This window comes from Streptomyces sp. BYX5S (genome assembly GCF_054724165.1).
The window spans coordinates 3,907,668-3,924,285 of sequence record NZ_CM138829.1 but is presented as its reverse complement, the minus strand read 5'-3'; the positions used below and the strand labels follow the sequence as shown (position 1 = coordinate 3,924,285).

At 70.9% G+C, this 16,618-nt stretch carries 17 protein-coding genes and 1 tRNA gene; 13 read left to right on the top strand and 5 right to left on the bottom strand.

The genetic code is table 11. From position 1 onward, the window contains the following. The first annotated feature begins 4 nt into the window (after positions 1-4). From ACYBSK_RS17775 to ACYBSK_RS17735, 9 genes are all read left to right on the top strand, one after another. A complete protein-coding gene (locus ACYBSK_RS17775; protein ID WP_460246793.1) occupies positions 5-1,195 on the top strand; it encodes an ROK family protein in 1,191 nt (396 codons plus the stop codon). Between the two features lie 198 nt (positions 1,196-1,393). Beyond that, positions 1,394-1,549, top strand: coding sequence for a hypothetical protein (locus ACYBSK_RS17770; RefSeq protein WP_457478098.1), 156 nt, complete (start codon positions 1,394-1,396; stop codon positions 1,547-1,549). A 109-nt stretch (positions 1,550-1,658) separates the two neighbouring features. Next, a complete protein-coding gene (locus tag ACYBSK_RS17765) occupies positions 1,659-2,333 on the top strand; it encodes an N-acetylmuramoyl-L-alanine amidase (protein WP_457478097.1) in 675 nt (224 codons plus the stop codon). A gap of 169 nt (positions 2,334-2,502) precedes the next feature. Beyond that, the gene (locus ACYBSK_RS17760; protein WP_457478096.1) at positions 2,503-3,762 is read left to right on the top strand and encodes a GAF domain-containing protein; all 1,260 of its coding nucleotides are present in this window, start codon (positions 2,503-2,505) and stop codon (positions 3,760-3,762) included. 120 nt (positions 3,763-3,882) lie between these two features. Next, entirely contained in the window at positions 3,883-5,406 is a 1,524-nt protein-coding gene (exaC, locus tag ACYBSK_RS17755) for an acetaldehyde dehydrogenase ExaC (protein WP_460246792.1), read from the top strand. 152 nt (positions 5,407-5,558) lie between these two features. Beyond that, the gene (locus ACYBSK_RS17750) at positions 5,559-6,272 is read left to right on the top strand and encodes an alpha/beta fold hydrolase (protein WP_460246791.1); all 714 of its coding nucleotides are present in this window, start codon (positions 5,559-5,561) and stop codon (positions 6,270-6,272) included. Positions 6,273-6,379: 107 nt separating this feature from the next. Then, the gene (locus ACYBSK_RS17745; RefSeq protein ID WP_457478080.1) at positions 6,380-7,024 is read left to right on the top strand and encodes an SMI1/KNR4 family protein; all 645 of its coding nucleotides are present in this window, start codon (positions 6,380-6,382) and stop codon (positions 7,022-7,024) included. A 377-nt stretch (positions 7,025-7,401) separates the two neighbouring features. Next, positions 7,402-8,484, top strand: a complete 1,083-nt coding sequence (locus ACYBSK_RS17740; protein ID WP_460246790.1) for an NAD(P)H-dependent amine dehydrogenase family protein — start codon at positions 7,402-7,404, stop codon at positions 8,482-8,484. 29 nt (positions 8,485-8,513) lie between these two features. Beyond that, positions 8,514-8,993 carry a carboxymuconolactone decarboxylase family protein gene (locus tag ACYBSK_RS17735; protein ID WP_457478078.1) on the top strand — a complete coding sequence of 160 codons (480 nt, stop codon included), beginning with the start codon at positions 8,514-8,516 and terminating at the stop codon, positions 8,991-8,993. A gap of 40 nt (positions 8,994-9,033) precedes the next feature. On the opposite strand, the gene ACYBSK_RS17730 is transcribed toward ACYBSK_RS17735, so the two are convergent. From ACYBSK_RS17730 to ACYBSK_RS17720, 3 genes are all read right to left on the bottom strand, one after another. Continuing rightward, positions 9,034-10,677, bottom strand: coding sequence for a GMC oxidoreductase (locus ACYBSK_RS17730; RefSeq protein ID WP_460246789.1), 1,644 nt, complete (start codon positions 10,675-10,677; stop codon positions 9,034-9,036). A gap of 159 nt (positions 10,678-10,836) precedes the next feature. Continuing rightward, a complete protein-coding gene (locus ACYBSK_RS17725; protein ID WP_460246788.1) occupies positions 10,837-11,748 on the bottom strand; it encodes an alpha/beta fold hydrolase in 912 nt (303 codons plus the stop codon). A 74-nt stretch (positions 11,749-11,822) separates the two neighbouring features. After that, the gene (locus tag ACYBSK_RS17720; protein WP_457478075.1) at positions 11,823-12,071 is read right to left on the bottom strand and encodes an SCO4226 family nickel-binding protein; all 249 of its coding nucleotides are present in this window, start codon (positions 12,069-12,071) and stop codon (positions 11,823-11,825) included. Positions 12,072-12,303: 232 nt separating this feature from the next. Here ACYBSK_RS17720 and ACYBSK_RS17715 point away from each other — a divergent pair, with 232 nt between their 5' ends. The 4 genes from ACYBSK_RS17715 (at position 12,304) to ACYBSK_RS17700 (ending at position 15,037) form a co-directional block, all read left to right on the top strand. Then, positions 12,304-12,708: an FKBP-type peptidyl-prolyl cis-trans isomerase gene (locus ACYBSK_RS17715; protein WP_460246787.1), complete on the top strand. Its 405-nt coding sequence runs from the start codon at positions 12,304-12,306 to the stop codon at positions 12,706-12,708. A gap of 95 nt (positions 12,709-12,803) precedes the next feature. Continuing rightward, positions 12,804-12,895 (top strand) — tRNA-OTHER (locus ACYBSK_RS17710). 42 nt (positions 12,896-12,937) lie between these two features. After that, positions 12,938-13,870 (top strand): diacylglycerol/lipid kinase family protein, encoded by a 933-nt coding sequence (locus ACYBSK_RS17705; RefSeq protein WP_457478073.1) that lies wholly within the window; start codon positions 12,938-12,940, stop codon positions 13,868-13,870. Between the two features lie 45 nt (positions 13,871-13,915). Next, the gene (locus tag ACYBSK_RS17700; RefSeq protein ID WP_457478072.1) at positions 13,916-15,037 is read left to right on the top strand and encodes a ferritin-like domain-containing protein; all 1,122 of its coding nucleotides are present in this window, start codon (positions 13,916-13,918) and stop codon (positions 15,035-15,037) included. An 83-nt stretch (positions 15,038-15,120) separates the two neighbouring features. On the opposite strand, the gene ACYBSK_RS17695 is transcribed toward ACYBSK_RS17700, so the two are convergent. Next, entirely contained in the window at positions 15,121-16,368 is a 1,248-nt protein-coding gene (locus ACYBSK_RS17695) for a beta-ketoacyl-[acyl-carrier-protein] synthase family protein (protein ID WP_460246786.1), read from the bottom strand. Further along, entirely contained in the window at positions 16,365-16,613 is a 249-nt protein-coding gene (locus ACYBSK_RS17690; protein WP_457478070.1) for an acyl carrier protein, read from the bottom strand. Before ACYBSK_RS17690 ends, ACYBSK_RS17695 begins: the two co-directional genes overlap by 4 nt. Between the last annotated feature and the right edge of the window lie 5 nt (positions 16,614-16,618).

Genomic DNA, 16,618 nt, shown 5'->3' with positions numbered 1-16,618 from the left:
CCACATGACCGCACCACTGCACCGCCCACGCCCCGGCACATCCGACACCCAACAGGCCATGCGCCGCCGCAACCTCTCCCGCGTCATGCACGCGGTCGCCGCCGAGGGCACACTGTCGCGGGCCGCGGTCTCACAGCGCATCGGGCTGACCAGGGCGGCCGTGTCCACCCTCGTGGACGAGCTGATCCGGGCGGGTCTCCTGGAGGAGTTGGGGCCGCAGCGCCCGGGAGGCGTCGGGCGGCCGGGCTCGGCGCTGGGCATCAGCGGCCAGGGCCCGGCCGGGCTCGGCGCCGAGGTGGGAGTCGACCATCTTGCGGTGTGCGCGGTGGACCTGCGGGGCGAGGTACGGGCTCGGGCACGGCGCCGGGTGAGCAACCGGGGCCGCGCCCCGAAGCCCGTACTGGACGAACTCGCCGAACTCGTACGGGAGGTGAGCGAGACGGCCCGGGAGGCCGGCCTGCGCCCCGCCGGTCTCGCGCTCGCCGTACCGGGCCTCGTCGCACGCGGCTCCACCACCGTCGTCCGCGCCCCCAACCTCGACTGGCACGACACGGACGTCGCGGCCCTGTTGCCCGTCGACGTGCCGGTCACCGTGGAGAACGAGGCGAACTTCGGCGCCCTCGCCGAACTGTGGCTCGCCGAGGACTCCCCCGCCGACTTCCTCCACGTGTCGGCGGAGATCGGCATCGGCGCCGCACTCGTCGTGGACGGCCACCTCCTGCGCGGAACACGAGGGTTCGCCGGAGAACTGGGCCACGTCCCGGTCCAACCGGAGGGCCCCGCGTGCCCGTGCGGCGGCCGCGGCTGCCTGGAGCAGTACGCGGGCGAGGAGGCGGTACTGCACGCCGCCGGCATCGAACCGGGCCCCGACCGGGTGTCACTGCTCGCCGAGCGGGCCGCCGACGGCGACACCGCGACCCGCCTCGCGCTGCGCTCCGCGGGCACCGCACTGGGCATCGCACTGGCGGGCGCGGTGAACCTGGTGGATCCGCGCGCGGTGGTCCTCGGTGGCGCGCTGTCCCGTCTCGCGCCGTGGCTCCTGCCGTCCCTGGAACAGGAGTTGACGAGCCGCATGGCGTCCCCGACCGACGGCGTCGTCGCCTCCGGGCTCGGCTCGGACGGGCCGCTGCTGGGCGCGGCGCACTCGGTGGTGCGGGCCGTGCTCGACGATCCGACGGGAGCCGTCGCCGCCTGAATCCCGTCCCACTCAGGCACCCCGCCGCCACTGGTTCGGACCTCTGACGTGCGGTTGTTCACAACGCGCCAGTAGTCCACAGATCCTTCGCGCCCTCTTCCACCCCAGCCGACGGGCCCCGTAACGTGATGCACGCGAGGCGCCGCACTCCCGTCCGTCCGGCGGGTGGCGGCGTGCGCACGGGGAGGGGGAATTCCTGTGTCGGGGGACATCAACAGCAGGCAGAGCGCGACCCGCACGAGCGGCGACTTCCGCGAGGCCGTCGCCAGCAGCGGCAACCAGGCGCGCCCCACCCTGCCGTGCACGGTCTACGCGGGTCCCGCCTCGGGCATACCGCTGATACCCGCCGCCTGACCACACCACCGCCCCACCCGGCCGCGCACCCAGGCCCCCACAGCTGGGGCCCGCTCAAAGCCCCGCCCCGATCTACCGCCCCACCGGTGACCCGAGAGGCAGCATTGACATGAACCGTGCAATCCAACCAGCAACCCAACGAGCGACCCAGCGCGCAGCCGACCGAGCGGACGACCCGGCATCCCACCGCTCGACACCCGCACTCCCCAGCCGCCGCCGACTGCTCCAACTCGGGGCGCTCGCCGCCGCGCCCACCTCCCTGCTGGCCACGGGCCGGGCCGACGCCCGAGCGCTGGCGGTGGACTACCCGAAGGCCGAGTCCGTCCCGGCGAGCACGTCCAACTACACGGTGTCCGGGCGCCCGTCCTCGTACCCGATCGACTTCGTGATCGTCCACGTCACGCAGGAGACGTACGCGACGACGCTCGACATCTTCAAGAACCCGGCCAAGCAGGTCTCCGCGCACTACGTGGTCCGCTCCTCCGACGGGCACATCGCGCAGATGGTGCGGGAGAAGAACATCGCCTGGCACGCGGGGAACTGGAACTACAACACGCGCAGCATCGGCATCGAGCACGAGGGATGGGTGGACAAGCCGGAGTACTTCACGGAGGCCATGTACAGGGAGTCGGCGGCGCTGACCGCGTCGATCTGCGCGCGCTACGGCGTCCCGAGGACCCGCGACCACATCATCGGACACGTGGAGGTGCCCGGCGCGGACCACACGGACCCCGGGCCGAACTGGGACTGGGACCGGTACATGCGGCTGGTCGCCGCCGCCTGACCCGGCCGGGCGCGGAGCCCGCCCACGCTGTCGGTAGGAGCCGGCCCACGCATGTGAGTGGCATGTGCCGATCCGTCCGACCCGTGTACTGATCCTTGTCGGCCCGCTCCCCCGGGGCGACGATGGTCGCGTCACCGCACCGTCGCGAGGATTCGCCCTGGAGGCCGAGTTGACCGATCAGTGGGTCGCCCTGGAGCCGGGCACCGATCCGTCCGAGCAGGTCAGGGCGTTGCGCCGCGCGCACGACCGGTTCACCGCGGCGGGTACCGTGGTGCGTCCCGTGCGCCCGGTCGTCGCCGCGTCCTGGCGGCGCTCGGCGGGCGCGCGCGTCAGTCCGGACGCCTCGGCGTCCGTGGAGATGCCCGAGGACGACCTCGACGCCTACCGCGCGGAGCATCCGCTAGCGCGGGTGATGCCGCTGTTCCGCGAGCTGATGGGCACGTTCGCGGCGGACGGGGAGCATCTGCTGGCGGTGTGCGACGCGCACGGCAGACTGCTGTGGGTCGAGGGGCACACCGGGACGCGACAGGCGGCGGGCCGGATGAACTTCGTGCCGGGCGCCCGCTGGGCGGAGTCGGCGATGGGGACGAACGCGCCGGGCACGGCCGTCGCGGTGGACCGTCCGGTGCAGGTGTTCGCGGCCGAGCACTTCATCCGCAAGGTGCAGCCGTGGACGTGCGCGGCGGCCCCCGTGCACGACCCGCACACCGGGCGGCTGCTCGGAGCCGTCGACATCACCGGCGGCGACCGTCTCGCGCACCCGCACAGCCTCGCGTTCGTGCAGGCGGTGGCCCGCGCGGCGGAGTCCCAACTGGCGCTCCAGGCGCCGCAGTCGGTGAGCGAGCCGACGCTGCGGCTGAGCGTCCTCGGCCGCGACGAGGCCCTTCTGCTCACCCCGACCGGCCACAAGCTCCGCCTCAGCCGCCGCCACAGCGAACTCCTCGTCCTCCTCGCCCGCCACCCGGAGGGCCTGACCGGCGACGAGTTGCTGTGCTTCCTGTACGAGGACGAGTCCGTGACCCCGGTGACGTTGCGGGCCGAACTGGCCAGGCTGCGCCGGGTGTTGGGCCCCGACGTGCTGCGCTCCCGCCCTTACCGGCTGGCGGCCCCGGTCGACTCGGACCTCTCCACCGTGGAGCGGCGGCTGGCGTCCGGGGCGGTCACGGCGGCGGCGTCCGCGTACGCGGGCCCTCTGCTCCCCGGTTCGCAGGCGCCGGCGGTGGCCCGGGTCCGGCACCGGCTCGCCGCCGAACTCCGGGCGGCGCTCATCGCCCGCGGCGACCCGGACCTGCTGGCGGACTGGGCGCACGCGCCGTGGGGCGAGGACGACCTGGACGTGTGGCGGGCGCTCGCGGCGATCCGCCCGACCCCACCGGTCCTGGCCCGCCTCGCCGCGCTCGACGACGAGTTGCGCGCCCCGACCCCGTAGGCGCACCGCGCAGGCACCCGCACGCCACGTCCCTGCACGCAACGTACCTGCAACGTACGGACTCCTAGCCTCCCTGCGAACGCTGCCCAACGGCGGGCAGCCGCAGAGGAGGCCAGCACCATGACCCGCTACGCAGCGCCCGGCACCGAGGGCTCCGTCGTCTCCTACCAGGCCCGCTACGACCACTTCATCGGCGGCGAGTACACGCCTCCCGCCCGCGGCCAGTACTTCGAGAACCCGAGCCCCGTCAACGGTCAGCCGTTCACCGAGATCGCCCGCGGCACGGCCGAGGACGTCGAGCGTGCCCTCGACGCCGCGCACGCTGCCGCACCCGCCTGGGGCCGCACGGCGCCCGGCTCCCGTGCGGACATCCTCCTCAAGATCGCCGACCGTATGGAGCAGAACCTCGAACTCCTCGCCGTCGCGGAGAGCTGGGAGAACGGCAAGCCGGTCCGCGAGACGCTCGCCGCCGACATCCCCCTCGCCATCGACCACTTCCGCTATTTCGCGGGCGCGGTCCGCGCGCAGGAGGGCAGCCTCTCCGAGATCGACGACGACACGGTCGCGTACCACTTCCACGAGCCGCTGGGCGTGGTCGCGCAGATCATCCCCTGGAACTTCCCGATCCTGATGGCGACGTGGAAGCTGGCCCCCGCCCTCGCGGCGGGCAACGCGGTCGTCATCAAGCCCGCCGAGCAGACCCCGGCGTCGATCCACGTCTGGCTGGACCTGGTCAAGGACCTGCTGCCGGCGGGTGTGGTCAACATCGTCAACGGCTTCGGCGTGGAGGCGGGCAAGCCGCTGGCCTCGTCCTCCCGCGTAGCGAAGGTCGCGTTCACGGGCGAGACCACGACGGGCCGCCTGATCATGCAGTACGCCTCGGAGAACATCAAGCCGGTCACCCTCGAACTGGGCGGCAAGAGCCCGAACATCTTCTTCGACGACGTCTGGGCCAAGGACGACGACTTCCGCGACAAGGCCCTCGAGGGCTTCACGATGTTCGCCCTCAACCAGGGCGAGGTCTGCACCTGCCCGTCGCGCGCGCTGATCCAGCAGGGCCACTACAGCGAGTTCCTCGACGCGGCCATCGCCCGCACCCAGGCCATCAAGCCCGGCCACCCGCTGGACACCGACACGATGATCGGCGCCCAGGCCTCCAACGACCAGCTCCAGAAGATCCTCTCGTACCTCGACATCGGCCAGCAGGAGGGCGCGAAGGTCCTCACGGGCGGCCAGCGCATCGAGTACGACGGCGAGCTGGCGGGCGGCTACTACGTGCAGCCCACCATCTTCGAGGGCCAGAACCGGATGCGGATCTTCCAGGAGGAGATCTTCGGCCCGGTCGTCTCGGTCGCCTCCTTCGCCGACTACGACGACGCCATCAAGATCGCCAACGACACGCTGTACGGCCTGGGCGCCGGGGTGTGGACCCGCGACATCAACACGGCGTACCGGGCGGGCCGCGCGATCCAGGCGGGCCGCGTCTGGACCAACTGCTACCACGCGTATCCGGCGCACGCCGCGTTCGGCGGCTACAAGCAGTCCGGCATCGGCCGCGAGAACCACAAGATGATGCTGGACCACTACCAGCAGACGAAGAACCTTTTGGTTTCCTACAGCGCGACGAAGCTCGGGTTCTTCTAGAGCCTCACGTCGGCTGCCTGGAGGCCCCGTTGCGCTCCAGGCAGTCCGACACCGGAGTCGCTCCAGGTATGCCAGAGGCTGCCTGAAGTGGGTGGTTCGGCCGCCAGTGAACGCCGATCCTCCGGCAGTCCCTCACCGCATAACCTCCGGACATGGTTGATCACCGCTCGGTCGACGCAAGAGGAGTCCGGCTGGCCTACCAGGTGTCGGGGCCGCCGGATGCTCCGCCGATCGTCCTCATCCACGCGCTCGGCGAGAATGCCACCGACTGGGAGCCGGTGGTGCCCGCCCTCGCCCACAGCCGACGGGTGTACCGCCTCGACCTGCGCGGGCACGGCCGAAGCGACTGGCCGGGGGACTACTCGCTCGAACTCATGCGGGCCGATGTGCTCCACTTTCTGGACGCTCTGGGACTGGGCCCGGTGGACCTGATCGGACATTCCCTGGGCGGGATCGTGGCCTACCTGCTCGCACAGGACCACCCTCAGCGGGTGAGCCGACTCGTCCTGGAGGACGTGCCGGTCCCCCGTCCCCGGGAGCCGAGTGCCCCGACCAGGCCGGACGGCGACCTGACCTTCGACTGGGAGATGGTGCTCGCCGTCAGGCGGCAGATCGACCAGCCCGATCCCCGGTGGCTGGAGCGACTCAGCCAGGTCACCGCCGAGACCCTCGTGGTGGCCGGCGGCCCACGCAGCCATGTGCCGCAGGACGGCGTCGCCGAGTTGGCCCGCCGCATCCCCGGCGGACACATGGTCACCATCCCGGTCGGACACCTGATCCACCGCGCAGCGCCGGAGGCGTTCACAGAGGTGGTTGCGGCGTTCCTCCTGACACAGGAGGAACGCCGCCCCGCCCGCCAACCATGAACGCGATCAAGAGAACCAGCCTGACGTACCCGGACCGGACCCGGCGCATGGACAAACACGGCATCGACGGGGCGCACACGACGGCGTTGTCAGAGCCATAGGGCACCATGACCTTCATGAGTGAGACAACTGGGCCCGAAGAGAACACAGTTGCCGCTGTTCCGATCACGCCGCAGGAGTGGCGCGGCTTCCTGGAGCGGTACGGCGAGCGGTACGTGAAGACCTCTGCCGACGAGGACGAGCTGGCCGATCTGCTGGATGACGATCAGCTGGACGCGCTGGATCGAGAGGAGCGGATCGAGCTGTGGCTGGGTGAAGCACCGGCTCGGGAAGAAGCCCTGGCGGCATCCGAGGAGCGCCTCGGGGTGCGGTTCCCACCGAGCTTGCGGGGATTCTTCCTGGCGAGTGACGGATGGACGCACCTGGACGCCTGGGTGGACGGCGTCCATCCGTGCGGCCGCGTCTCGTGGATGCGGGACGGCGATGCCGGCAGGCGCGTGACCGCGGTCTACGAGTCGATACCCGGCAACGAGGACGATGTACAGGTGTTCCGCCGGTCCCTCCAGATCGCCCAGGGAGAGGACTTCTGGTTGCTCGATCCGACCGACGTCGGGCCGGACGGCGAGTGGGCCGCCTACGAGTTCGCGCCGAAGTACGGCGATCTGACCAGGTATCCCAGCTTCTCGGCGCTCTTCCTCTCCGCGTACGAGGGCATGGACGAGGACGGAGAGGAGGACGAGGACGAGGACTGAGTCGGGTCACGTCACGCCGACATCAGAACGCCCACATCAGAAGTGGGGCGAGGGTGACGGCCGCTGCGCAGGACGCGATGGGTTTCTCACTGCGGGTGGCAACGCCCTTGCGCTGGGCGTAAGACGCAGGACGCAGTGCACAGGACACAGCTGAGAGATCATCGCATCCACGCCCCTGCTGCCGCGCCACGATTTCGGCCGTGCGGGGTCTTCCTCACACAGCAAGGCGCCCGACCCCATCATCCACACGTCGGGCGCCTCACTGCCACCGCGACCGGTACCGAACCGGCCACACCGCCCCACCCATAGTCGCCCCGAAGGTGCAACTCACGCACCAGGTCTATGAACTGACGACACGTCAGGTTACGCTCCGGCGCATGACTTCCACGGTGGTCTGGGGCACCGGGAACGTGGGACGCGCGGCGATCCGAGCCGTTGACGCCCATCCCGGGCTCGAACTCTGCGGCGTACTCGTGCACGACCCCGCCAAGGACGGCCGCGACGCGGGCGACCTGGCCGGTTGTGACCACGCCCTCGGTCTCACCGCGACGACGGACGTCGACGCGGTGCTCGCGGCCCGGCCCGGCGCTGTCTTCTACGCGGCCTCCGGCGAGCTGCGCCCCGACGAGGCCCTCGACGACATCTGCCGCGCCCTGCGCACCGGTGCCGTCGTGGTCTCCCCGGCCCTCTATCCGCTCTACGACCACCGCAGCGCACCGCCCGACTTCACCGATCCGGTGCGCGCGGCCATCGCGGAGGGCGGCGGGTCGCTGTTCGTGTCCGGCGTCGACCCCGGCTGGGCCAACGACGTACTGCCCCTGCTGGTCAGCGGTCTCGGCACCCGCGTCGACGTGCTGCGCTGCCAGGAGATCTTCGACTACTCGACGTACGACCAGGAGGACTCGGTACGCGATCTCGTCGGCATGGGGCACCCCATGGAGTACGAGCCCTTGATGCTGGCGGAGTCCGTGCCGACGATGGTGTGGGGCGGGCAGCTGAGGCTGATGGCGCGGGCGCTCGGGGTGGAACTCGACGAGATCCGCGAGACGTTGGAGCGCCGGGCGCTGGAGCGCGACGTCACGACGGCGGCCATGGGCGACTTCGCCGCGGGCACCCAGGGCGCGGTCCGCTTCGAGGTGCAGGGCGTCGTGGACGGCGAGGTGCGCCTCGTCGTCGAGCACGCGACGCGGATCCATCCGTCCTGTGCGCCCGACTGGCCGGTGCCGCCCGGTGGCGGGGCGGGCGCGCACCGGGTGATCGTCGAGGGCCGTCCGCGCATCGAGGTCACCGTCCAGGCCACCGACGAGGGCGGCAACCACGCGGCGGGCGGCAACGCGACCGCCGTGGGGCGCCTCGTCGGCGCGATCGAGTGGCTCGTGGCCGCGCCGCCCGGACTCTACGACGCGCTCGACGTGCCCATCTCCCCCGCCGTCGGCCGGCTCGGAAGGAAGCAGCCATGACGGAAGCAGCGAGGACATCGGAAGCAGTCATGAGGATCGACATACCTGACGGGCAGGAACCCATCCCGTACGTGTGGGGCGAGATGGTGCCCGGCATCGGGCCCGCGGCGGCGCAGTTCTCCATGGCCGTGTACGACCATTCGACCCTGGGGCTGCGGGAGTTCGAGGCCGCGCGGCTGCGGATCGCGCAGATCAACGGTTGCCTGTTCTGCCTGGACTGGCGCACCGAGCGGGACGGCGAGAAGGTCGAGGAGTCGTTCCTCGACGCCGTCGAGGGCTGGCGCGAGACCAACGCGTTCGACGAGCGGACCCGGCTCGCGGCGGAGTACGCGGAGCGCTACGCCGTCGACCACCACGGCCTGGACGAGGAGTTCTGGAAGCGGATGACCGCCCACTACAGCCAGGCCGAGATCGTGGAGCTGAGCATGGCCATCGGCTCCTGGCTGGCCTTCGGACGGCTCAACCACGTGTTGGGCCTCGACACGGCGTGCGTCCTGCCCAAGTCCTGAACCGCACCTGGGCGGCCGGGACTCGGGCAGGCCGCGGCCGTTACAGATCAGCGGCGACGATCTTGGCGATGTTGCGCTCGGCGAGCGCCGTGATCGTCACGAACGGGTTGACGCTGGTGTTGCCCGGGATCAGCGCGCCGTCGATGACGTACAGACCCGCATAGCCGTGCAGGCGGCCGTAGTTGTCGGTCGCCTTGTTCAGTACGGCGCCGCCCAGCGGGTGGTAGGTGAGGTGGTCGCCCCAGATCTTGTACGTACCGAACAGGTCGGTGCGGTAGATCGTGCCCTCCTTCGCGTTGATCTTGTCGAAGATGGTCCTGGCCATGTCGATCCCCGACTGCTTCCATGCCCTCTGCCAGCTCAGGTCGACGCCGCCGGTCGTCGGGTTGTACGTGAACTCGGCGCGTTGCGGCGTCTTCGTGATGGACAGGTAGAAGGAGGCGTACGTCTCGATGCCGGTCGGCAGCGGCGCCACTTCCGCGAAGGCGCCGCCCGCGGCCCAGTTGTCGATGCCGCCGGTGGGGATCGACGCCTGGAGCGAACCGGTCGGGTCCCAGAGGTGGTTGGCGCGCCCGCACATGACGTTGCCGTTGTCGCCCCAGCCCTTGCCGATCTCACCGTTGAGCGCGGGCAGGACGCCGGTCGCCCTGAGCCTGGTGAGGAGCTTGCTGGTGCCGACGCTGCCCGCGGCGAAGAAGACCCGGCCAGCGGTGACTTCCTTGGTGGCGGTGACGGCGCCGGTGGTGTCGAGCTGGTCGATGCGGACGGTGTAGCCGCCGCCTGCCGCCGGGGCGACCGATGTCACCTTGTGCAGCGGGGAGATGGTGACCTTGCCGGTGGCCGTGGCCCGCGCGAGGTAGGTCTTCTGCAGTGACTTCTTGCCGTAGTTGTTGCCGTAGAGGATCTCCCCCGCGAGCGCCGACTTCGGCACCGTCCCCGCGGCCTCCTGCTTCATGTAGTCCCAGTCGTACACGTCGGGGACGAACACGAACGGGAAGCCGGAACGCTGGGCGTGCTTACGGCCGACGCGCGCGTACTGGTAGCACGCGGCGCTCTCGAACCAGTCCGGGTCGATGGTGGCGACGCCGAGCCCCGCGTTGGCGCGCGGGTAGTACGTGCCGTACATCTCGCCCGCGTCGACGGACGGCAGGATCGCCGCGAAGTTCTCCCGCTTGGGCGTCACGGCCATGCCGCCGTTGACCAGCGAGCCGCCGCCGACACCGCGGCCCTGGTAGACGGTGATGCCGGCGAAGTCCTCGGCGTCCAGGATCCCGGTGTACTTCGGGATGTCCTTGTCGATCGGGAAGCCGAGGAAGTTGCTCAGGGGCTGCTTCGTTCTGGTTCTCAGCCAGAACGATCTCTTGTCGGGTGTGGTGGTGTTGGCGAAAATCTTGCCGTCGGATCCCGGGGTGTCCCAGGCCATGCCCATCTCCACCATCTGCACCGCGACGCCGGCCTCGGCGAGCCGGAGCGCGGCCACGGAGCCGCCGTAACCGGTGCCGATGACGAGGGCGGGCAGGTGTGCCCCGTCGGCGACGGGAGCGACGGCCGCCGCGGTGGAGCGGTCGGCCGCGGCGGCGTGACCGCTGAGGGCCACGGCGCCGAGAAGAGAACTTGTTCCTGCGAGGAAGCCGCGGCGGGAGATCCCGTTACGGCCCACTTCAGGGCGGGTTGAGTCGGTCATCGCACGTTCCTCACTCTCGACGGAATGGGAACGAGTTCTACTGTTGATCGCTCATCAAGTCGATGCATACCGATAGGTAACGTGCGTCCAATTCACGCCAACTTCTCCCGATCTTGGGCACCGCCCCGGCACGGGCACCGACGGCGTCCGCCGGGCCGCTCAATGAGCCCCGACCGCGGCTGCGGCGGCCCGCGCCGACGGCACGGCCTCCAGTCGGCGCAGCGCCGGATGGTCCTCCAGCGGCTCGTCGGTCATGAACCGCGCCAGTACGTCGCTGAAGTCACGGGGCCGCTCCAGGTGCACGACGTGCCCGCTGCCCCGCAACACCGCGAGCATCGCCCCGGGAATGCTGGCGGCGACCGCCCTCGCGCCCTCCGGCGGGCACAGCCGGTCGTGTTCGCCGCTGACGCACAGTGCCCGCACCCCGTGGATGCCGTCGGGGTCGCCGAACGGGTGCCGCAGCAGCCGGTCGTTGGCCGCGATGTACCGAGGGATGTCCGCCGGTCCGGCGGCCGACAGCACGCGGCGCAGTACCTCCGCCGCAGCGTGCGGGTGGGCCGTCAGGCACGCGGGCTCGGTGCACACCAACAGTTCCACCGCGCGGCGGGCGAACGTCTCGGTGTCCCCGGCCCGCAGCAGTTCGCTGAGCTGGGCGATGGCCGCGCGGGCGTCGTCCGGGACGGCCGGGGTGGACCCCACCAGCGCCAGCCGGGCCACCCGCTCGGCGTGGCGTTGCGCGTACCGGTAGGCGATCGCCGTGCCGTAGGACACCGCGATCATGTTGACCCGGTCCAGGCCCAGTTCGTCCAGCAGGTGCCCCAGGGCGTCGCCCAGGAAGTCGAAGCCGTACTCCTCCGGGAGGTCGGCGGCGGTGCCCAGACCCGGCAGTTCGACGCTGACCACCGTGGACGCGGCCACCCACGGCCCCTCCGAGCGACGGTTGGAGTGCATGTTCTGGTAGGCGCCGCCCAGGACGACGATGGGTTCGGTCCGCGGGTGTGGCTGCTCCACGATCCGGCAACCGAAGGCGAAGCCTCCGTAGGTCATTTCGCGGATCGATTCGACCGGCATGTACTACCTCGTCACGTCAGTGTGTTTTCACCTTCGATCAAGGACAACGAGGCACTGCCGGGACCGTCACAGCCTCACACCGTCAGCGGGACGGCGTGGATTTCGTCGGCCTTGTGGCCGGCCCGTTCGTGGATGCGCTGCACGGCCTCCGCCGAGGGGGCCTCGGACAGGCAGTAGACCGTGCCGGACTGCGGGTCCGCCCATGCCTTCTCGAAGTGGACGCCTTCTTCCTTCTCGATCGCGAGATCCGCCTGGTGCGCCTTCATCAGATCGTCGGCCGTGAGGCCCTTCATTCCGTGGTGGACGTCCATGAACTGCGACATGACGTCGCACCTCCTCTCTCGCTCGGCCCATCGGTCCGGCCCGTCTTCTCACCGGCCTGTTTCTTCCTCTCCATCCTCCTCCGCCGGGGCCCCGGCAGCGACAGAAGCGGGCTCTCGTCACTGCCCGAGGCGCAGGCGATACGAAGCGTGCGGCCTCGGTCCTGAGACGCTGTGTCCGGCCACTCCGTGCTGGGGCGGCGATCGATCGAAGAGTGATGACGAGGTGCGCGCGATGAGCGAACTGACGAAGCCCGAGGTGGACGTTCCGGAGGGGGAGGCTCCTGCCGAGTTGACCGTCCGGGACCTGGTCGTCGGCGATGGGCCCGAGGTGAAGCCGGGCATGGTGGTCAGGGTCCACTACGTCGGGGTGAACTTCGCGTCCGGCAAGGAGTTCGACGCCTCCTGGGACCGGGACGAGCCGTTCAAGTTCGCCCTGGGCGGCGGCAGGGTCATCAAGGGCTGGGACCGAGGGGTGAGGGGCATGAGGGTCGGCGGCCGACGCGAGATCGTCGTTCCCCCGCGACTCGGCTACGGCAACCAGTCGCCGTCACCGCTGATCCCGGCGGGCTCGACCCTCGTCTTCGTGGTGGACCTGCTCGACGCGTACTCCCGCACGACCGGGTGGAGCAACTCCTAGCGAGGCCGGGTCTGTTCCGCGCGCTGAGACGTACGTTTCAGCGGTCTGCAAGTCCGGCGTGACACCGTCCTTGTGTCGGCCGCGGAGGCCGGCGAGGAGAGATTCCCAGAGCGGCCCAATGGGGGCCGGAGCCCGTCTCCGGTCAGGGGTGCCGAGCCCCGCGCAGGTTCGAATCCTGCTCTCTCCGCTCAGCGCGGCGGCCGATCCGATGCGGACAAGGATGCAGAGCATGAGCCACTGGGCACGCACTGCGGTGATCGTGGCGAACGAGCGGGCGGGCGGCGCCGTGGCGGCCCCCGTCACGGAGGTCGCCGAGGCGTGTCGGAGGCTGGTCGGAGAGGTCGCCGTAGTGCGGACCGCGCACCCCGGGCACGCCCGGATCCTCGCCGCGAAGGCCGCAGGGGACGGTGTGGACGCCGTGGTCGCGGTCGGCGGCGACGGCACCGCCGCCGACGTGGCGGGCGGCATGGTGACCGCCGGGGCGGGTCCCGGCGGACCGGCCCTGTTCTGCGTTCCCGCCGGTACCGGGAACTCCTTCTACAAAGAGGTCTGGCACGACCGTCCGTGGCACGAGGCCCTCGCCGCCGCCTTCACCGGGGCGCGACCGCGCCTTCGGCGGCTCGACCTGGCGCGTGTGGCCCAGACACGGGACGTCGTGCTGCTGGGCGCATGCTCCGGTCTCGTCGCGGAGGCCCTTTTGACGGCCGCCGGGCTCACCGGGATCAGCGGCCGGGCCCGCTACCGGCAAGCGGTGGCCGCGACGCTGCGCGACTTCGCGCCGCATCCGGCCAGGGTCGTGGTGGACGGCGAGGTGGTGCACGACGGCAGCGTCGTCCTCACGGCCGTCGGGGGCGGCCGCTACCGGGGCGGCGGCTTCCTCCTGCTGCCCCGCTCCGTGCTGGACGACGCGCTGCTCGACGTCTGCGTCGTGACCGGCGATCTCGACCCTCTGGAGCTTCCCGGCCTCACCCGGGAGGGACGGCATCTCGAACGGCCCGAGGTGCTGTACCGGCGGGGCCGCCACGTGGAGATCGAACGCACCGACGGCGCCCCTCTCACCTTCGAGTGGGACGGCGAGGTCAAGGGCGGGCGCACGCGCTACACGCTCGACGTCCTTCCCGCGGTGCTGCCGGTGCTGTCCCCGGCCGGGCCCGTGCGATGACCGCAGGGCGACCACCATCCGCAGCACGCAAGGGACTTACCGATCATGAGTGAGAGCGACCGCACCGCACAGACCGACACCAGCGCCGCCTGGTCCTTCCCGATGCAGGGACGCAACACCTTCACCTGGGTGTACGACACGGATCGAGAGCGACTGCTGAACCTCTACCAGAAGGGCAAGGACAAGCAGTGGGACAGTACGAAGCGGATCGACTGGTCCCTGGACGTGGACCCCTGTGACGTCCTCGGAACGCCCGAGAACGCCCTCGCGCTGTACGGCTCCCGGCAGTACTCCCGCCTGAACGAGCGGGAGAAGCGGGAGCTGCGACGGCACATGGCGGCCTGGGAGTTCAGTCAGTTCCTGCACGGGGAGCAGGGCGCGATGATCTGCTCCGCCCGGATCGTCGAGTCGGTGCCGGACATCGACTCCAAGTTCTATGCCGCGACGCAGGTCATGGACGAGGCACGGCACGCGGAGCTGTTCACACGTTTCGTGCGCGAGAAGATCGGCATGAGCTATCCGATCAGCCCTCATCTGAAGTCCCTGCTGGGCGAGGCCCTGAACGACTCCCGCTGGGACATGCCGTATCTGGGGATGCAGGTCCTGATCGAGGGGCTGGCCCTCGCGGCGTTCGGCATCCTGCGCGACCGCACGGACAAGCCGCTGCCCAAGCAGATCCTGTCGTACATCATGCAGGACGAGGCCCGGCACGTGGCCTTCGGGCGCCTCGCGCTGCGGGACTACTACAAGGAGCTGACCAGCAAGGAGATCGCGGAACGCGAGGACTTCATCGTCGAGGGCTGCTACCTGATGCGCGACCGGCTGCGGATGCAGGAGGTGTGGGAGACGCTCGGCTTCGACATGAAGGAATGCATGGAGTACATGAACCGGGGCCCGCGCATGCGGGCCTTCCGGTCACGGCTCTTCACCCGGATCGTGCCCTGCGTCAAGGACATCGGGCTGTGGGGGCCCAGGGTCCAGCAGGCGTACGCGGACATGGGCGTGCTCGACATGGCGGACCGCGACCTGGTGAAGCTCATGGCGGCGGACGAGGCCCAGGCCGAGGCGCTGGACGCGGAACGCCGTGAGCTCACGGCGCGGCAGAACGAGGTGCACCACGCGATCGCCGAGGGTCGGCTCACCGCCGCCGGTGACGGTGACGGCTGACCCGAACCTCTGTCGGCCCAGCAGACTCCGCCGGACCCTTCGACCGGGTCCGGCGGAGTCTGCTGGGCCGACAGCGGCTTGCGTCAGGGGCGGGTCAGCACCACCACGGCGTTCTGCCCGCCGAAGCCGAAGGAGTTGCTGACGGCGACCTCCACGGCGGCGGAGCGGGCCTCCTTGGCGACGACGTCCAAATCGATCCGTGGGTCCTGGCTGTCCAGGTTCGCCGTCGGCGGGATCAGCTGCTGCTCCATCGTGAGGGCGGCGACGGCCACTTCGACGGCTCCCGAGGCCCCGAGCGAGTGGCCCGTCACGCCCTTGACCGAAGTCACGGCGGGCCGGTCGCCGAGGACCCGGCGGATCAGCCGGGCCTCCATCAGGTCGTTGAGGGGTGTCGCGGTGCCATGGGCGTTGACGTGGTCCACGGCGCGCGCCGCAACCCCCGCGTCCTTCAGGGCCGCGCGCAGGGCCAACTCCGCTCCGGCGCCCTCGGGTTCCGGCGCGGTGGCGTTGTAGGCGTCCGCCGAGGCGCCGTATCCGCTGACGCGGGCGCGGACGCGCGCTCCGCGGGCGCGGGCGCTCTCCGGACGTTCGAGGACGAGCACGGCGGCGCCCTCGGCGGGTACGAAGCCGTCGCGGTCGACGTCGAACGGCCGGGAGGCCGCCGTGGGGTCGTCGCGACGCCCGGACAGCGCGCCCATCTGCTGGAAGCCCGAGATGATGGAGGGGACGAGACAGGCCTCGGTGCCGCCGGTGAGCACCACGTCGCAGTGCCCGGCGCGCAGCAGTTCGCGCGCCGCTCCGACGGCGGTGGCGCCCGACGCACAGGCGGTGGCCGTCACGAAGTTGGGCCCGCGGGCACCTATCTCCATGGCGATGTGGCCGGCCGGCATGTTGACCGCGAGCATGGGGATCAGCAGGGCGGACACCTTCCGCGGCCCCTGGTCGAGGAGCACGCCGTGCTGCTTCTCCCAGGTCCCGGCCCCGCCGATGCCGCTGCCCAGCACCACGCCCACCCGCGCGCCCGCGTCGCCCTCCCAGTCCGCCGGGCGGATGCCCGCGTCCGCGAGGGCCTCGGCCGCGGCGGCGACCGCGAACTGGCTGCTGCGGTCCAGGCGCCACGCCTTGCGCGCGCCGATCGCGGCGGCCGGGTCGAAGTCGGGTATCCAGCAGCCGATGTCGGCGGGGATGCCGTCGAGCGCGGGCACCCGCCCGGCGGCGGTGCCGGACGCGGCCTTGATGCGGTCCCAGGACGCGGCGGTGCCGAGGCCGGCGGCGGTCACCATGCCGATGCCCGTGACCGCCGCGTGGTACCCGCCGTCAGCCGTGGTCATCGGACGGTCACCAGCTTGGCGTCGAGTGTCTTCGCCGCGTCCGTCATGGTGCTCGTCGCCTGCAACTCGTCGTCGGTGAGGGTGATGCCGAACTCCTCCTGCGCGGCGAGGGTCAGCTCCACGAGGGCCAGCGAGTCCAGTTCCAGATCCGCGAAGGTGCTCTCCGGCGCTACCTCGTCGGCCTCGATGCCGAAGCCCTTGGTGAGCAGGCCCACGAAGCGGTCGTAGGTGGTGGTGGCGGTCATGTGGT

Excerpts from the sequence above, each read along its gene's own strand:
- ACYBSK_RS17745 (WP_457478080.1), top strand. The coding sequence starts at position 6,380 with ATGACCTTCATGAGTGAGACAACTGGGCCCGAAGAGAACACAGTTGCC.
- ACYBSK_RS17765 (WP_457478097.1), top strand. The coding sequence starts at position 1,659 with ATGAACCGTGCAATCCAACCAGCAACCCAACGAGCGACCCAGCGCGCA.
- ACYBSK_RS17705 (WP_457478073.1), top strand. The coding sequence starts at position 12,938 with ATGAGCCACTGGGCACGCACTGCGGTGATCGTGGCGAACGAGCGGGCG.
- ACYBSK_RS17695 (WP_460246786.1), bottom strand. The coding sequence starts at position 16,368 with ATGACCACGGCTGACGGCGGGTACCACGCGGCGGTCACGGGCATCGGC.
- ACYBSK_RS17720 (WP_457478075.1), bottom strand. The coding sequence starts at position 12,071 with ATGTCGCAGTTCATGGACGTCCACCACGGAATGAAGGGCCTCACGGCC.
- ACYBSK_RS17750 (WP_460246791.1), top strand. The coding sequence starts at position 5,559 with ATGGTTGATCACCGCTCGGTCGACGCAAGAGGAGTCCGGCTGGCCTAC.
- ACYBSK_RS17730 (WP_460246789.1), bottom strand. The coding sequence starts at position 10,677 with ATGACCGACTCAACCCGCCCTGAAGTGGGCCGTAACGGGATCTCCCGC.
- exaC (WP_460246792.1), top strand. The coding sequence starts at position 3,883 with ATGACCCGCTACGCAGCGCCCGGCACCGAGGGCTCCGTCGTCTCCTAC.
- ACYBSK_RS17775 (WP_460246793.1), top strand. The coding sequence starts at position 5 with ATGACCGCACCACTGCACCGCCCACGCCCCGGCACATCCGACACCCAA.
- ACYBSK_RS17690 (WP_457478070.1), bottom strand. The coding sequence starts at position 16,613 with ATGACCGCCACCACCACCTACGACCGCTTCGTGGGCCTGCTCACCAAG.
- ACYBSK_RS17700 (WP_457478072.1), top strand. The coding sequence starts at position 13,916 with ATGAGTGAGAGCGACCGCACCGCACAGACCGACACCAGCGCCGCCTGG.
- ACYBSK_RS17725 (WP_460246788.1), bottom strand. The coding sequence starts at position 11,748 with ATGCCGGTCGAATCGATCCGCGAAATGACCTACGGAGGCTTCGCCTTC.
- ACYBSK_RS17735 (WP_457478078.1), top strand. The coding sequence starts at position 8,514 with ATGAGGATCGACATACCTGACGGGCAGGAACCCATCCCGTACGTGTGG.
- ACYBSK_RS17740 (WP_460246790.1), top strand. The coding sequence starts at position 7,402 with ATGACTTCCACGGTGGTCTGGGGCACCGGGAACGTGGGACGCGCGGCG.
- ACYBSK_RS17715 (WP_460246787.1), top strand. The coding sequence starts at position 12,304 with ATGAGCGAACTGACGAAGCCCGAGGTGGACGTTCCGGAGGGGGAGGCT.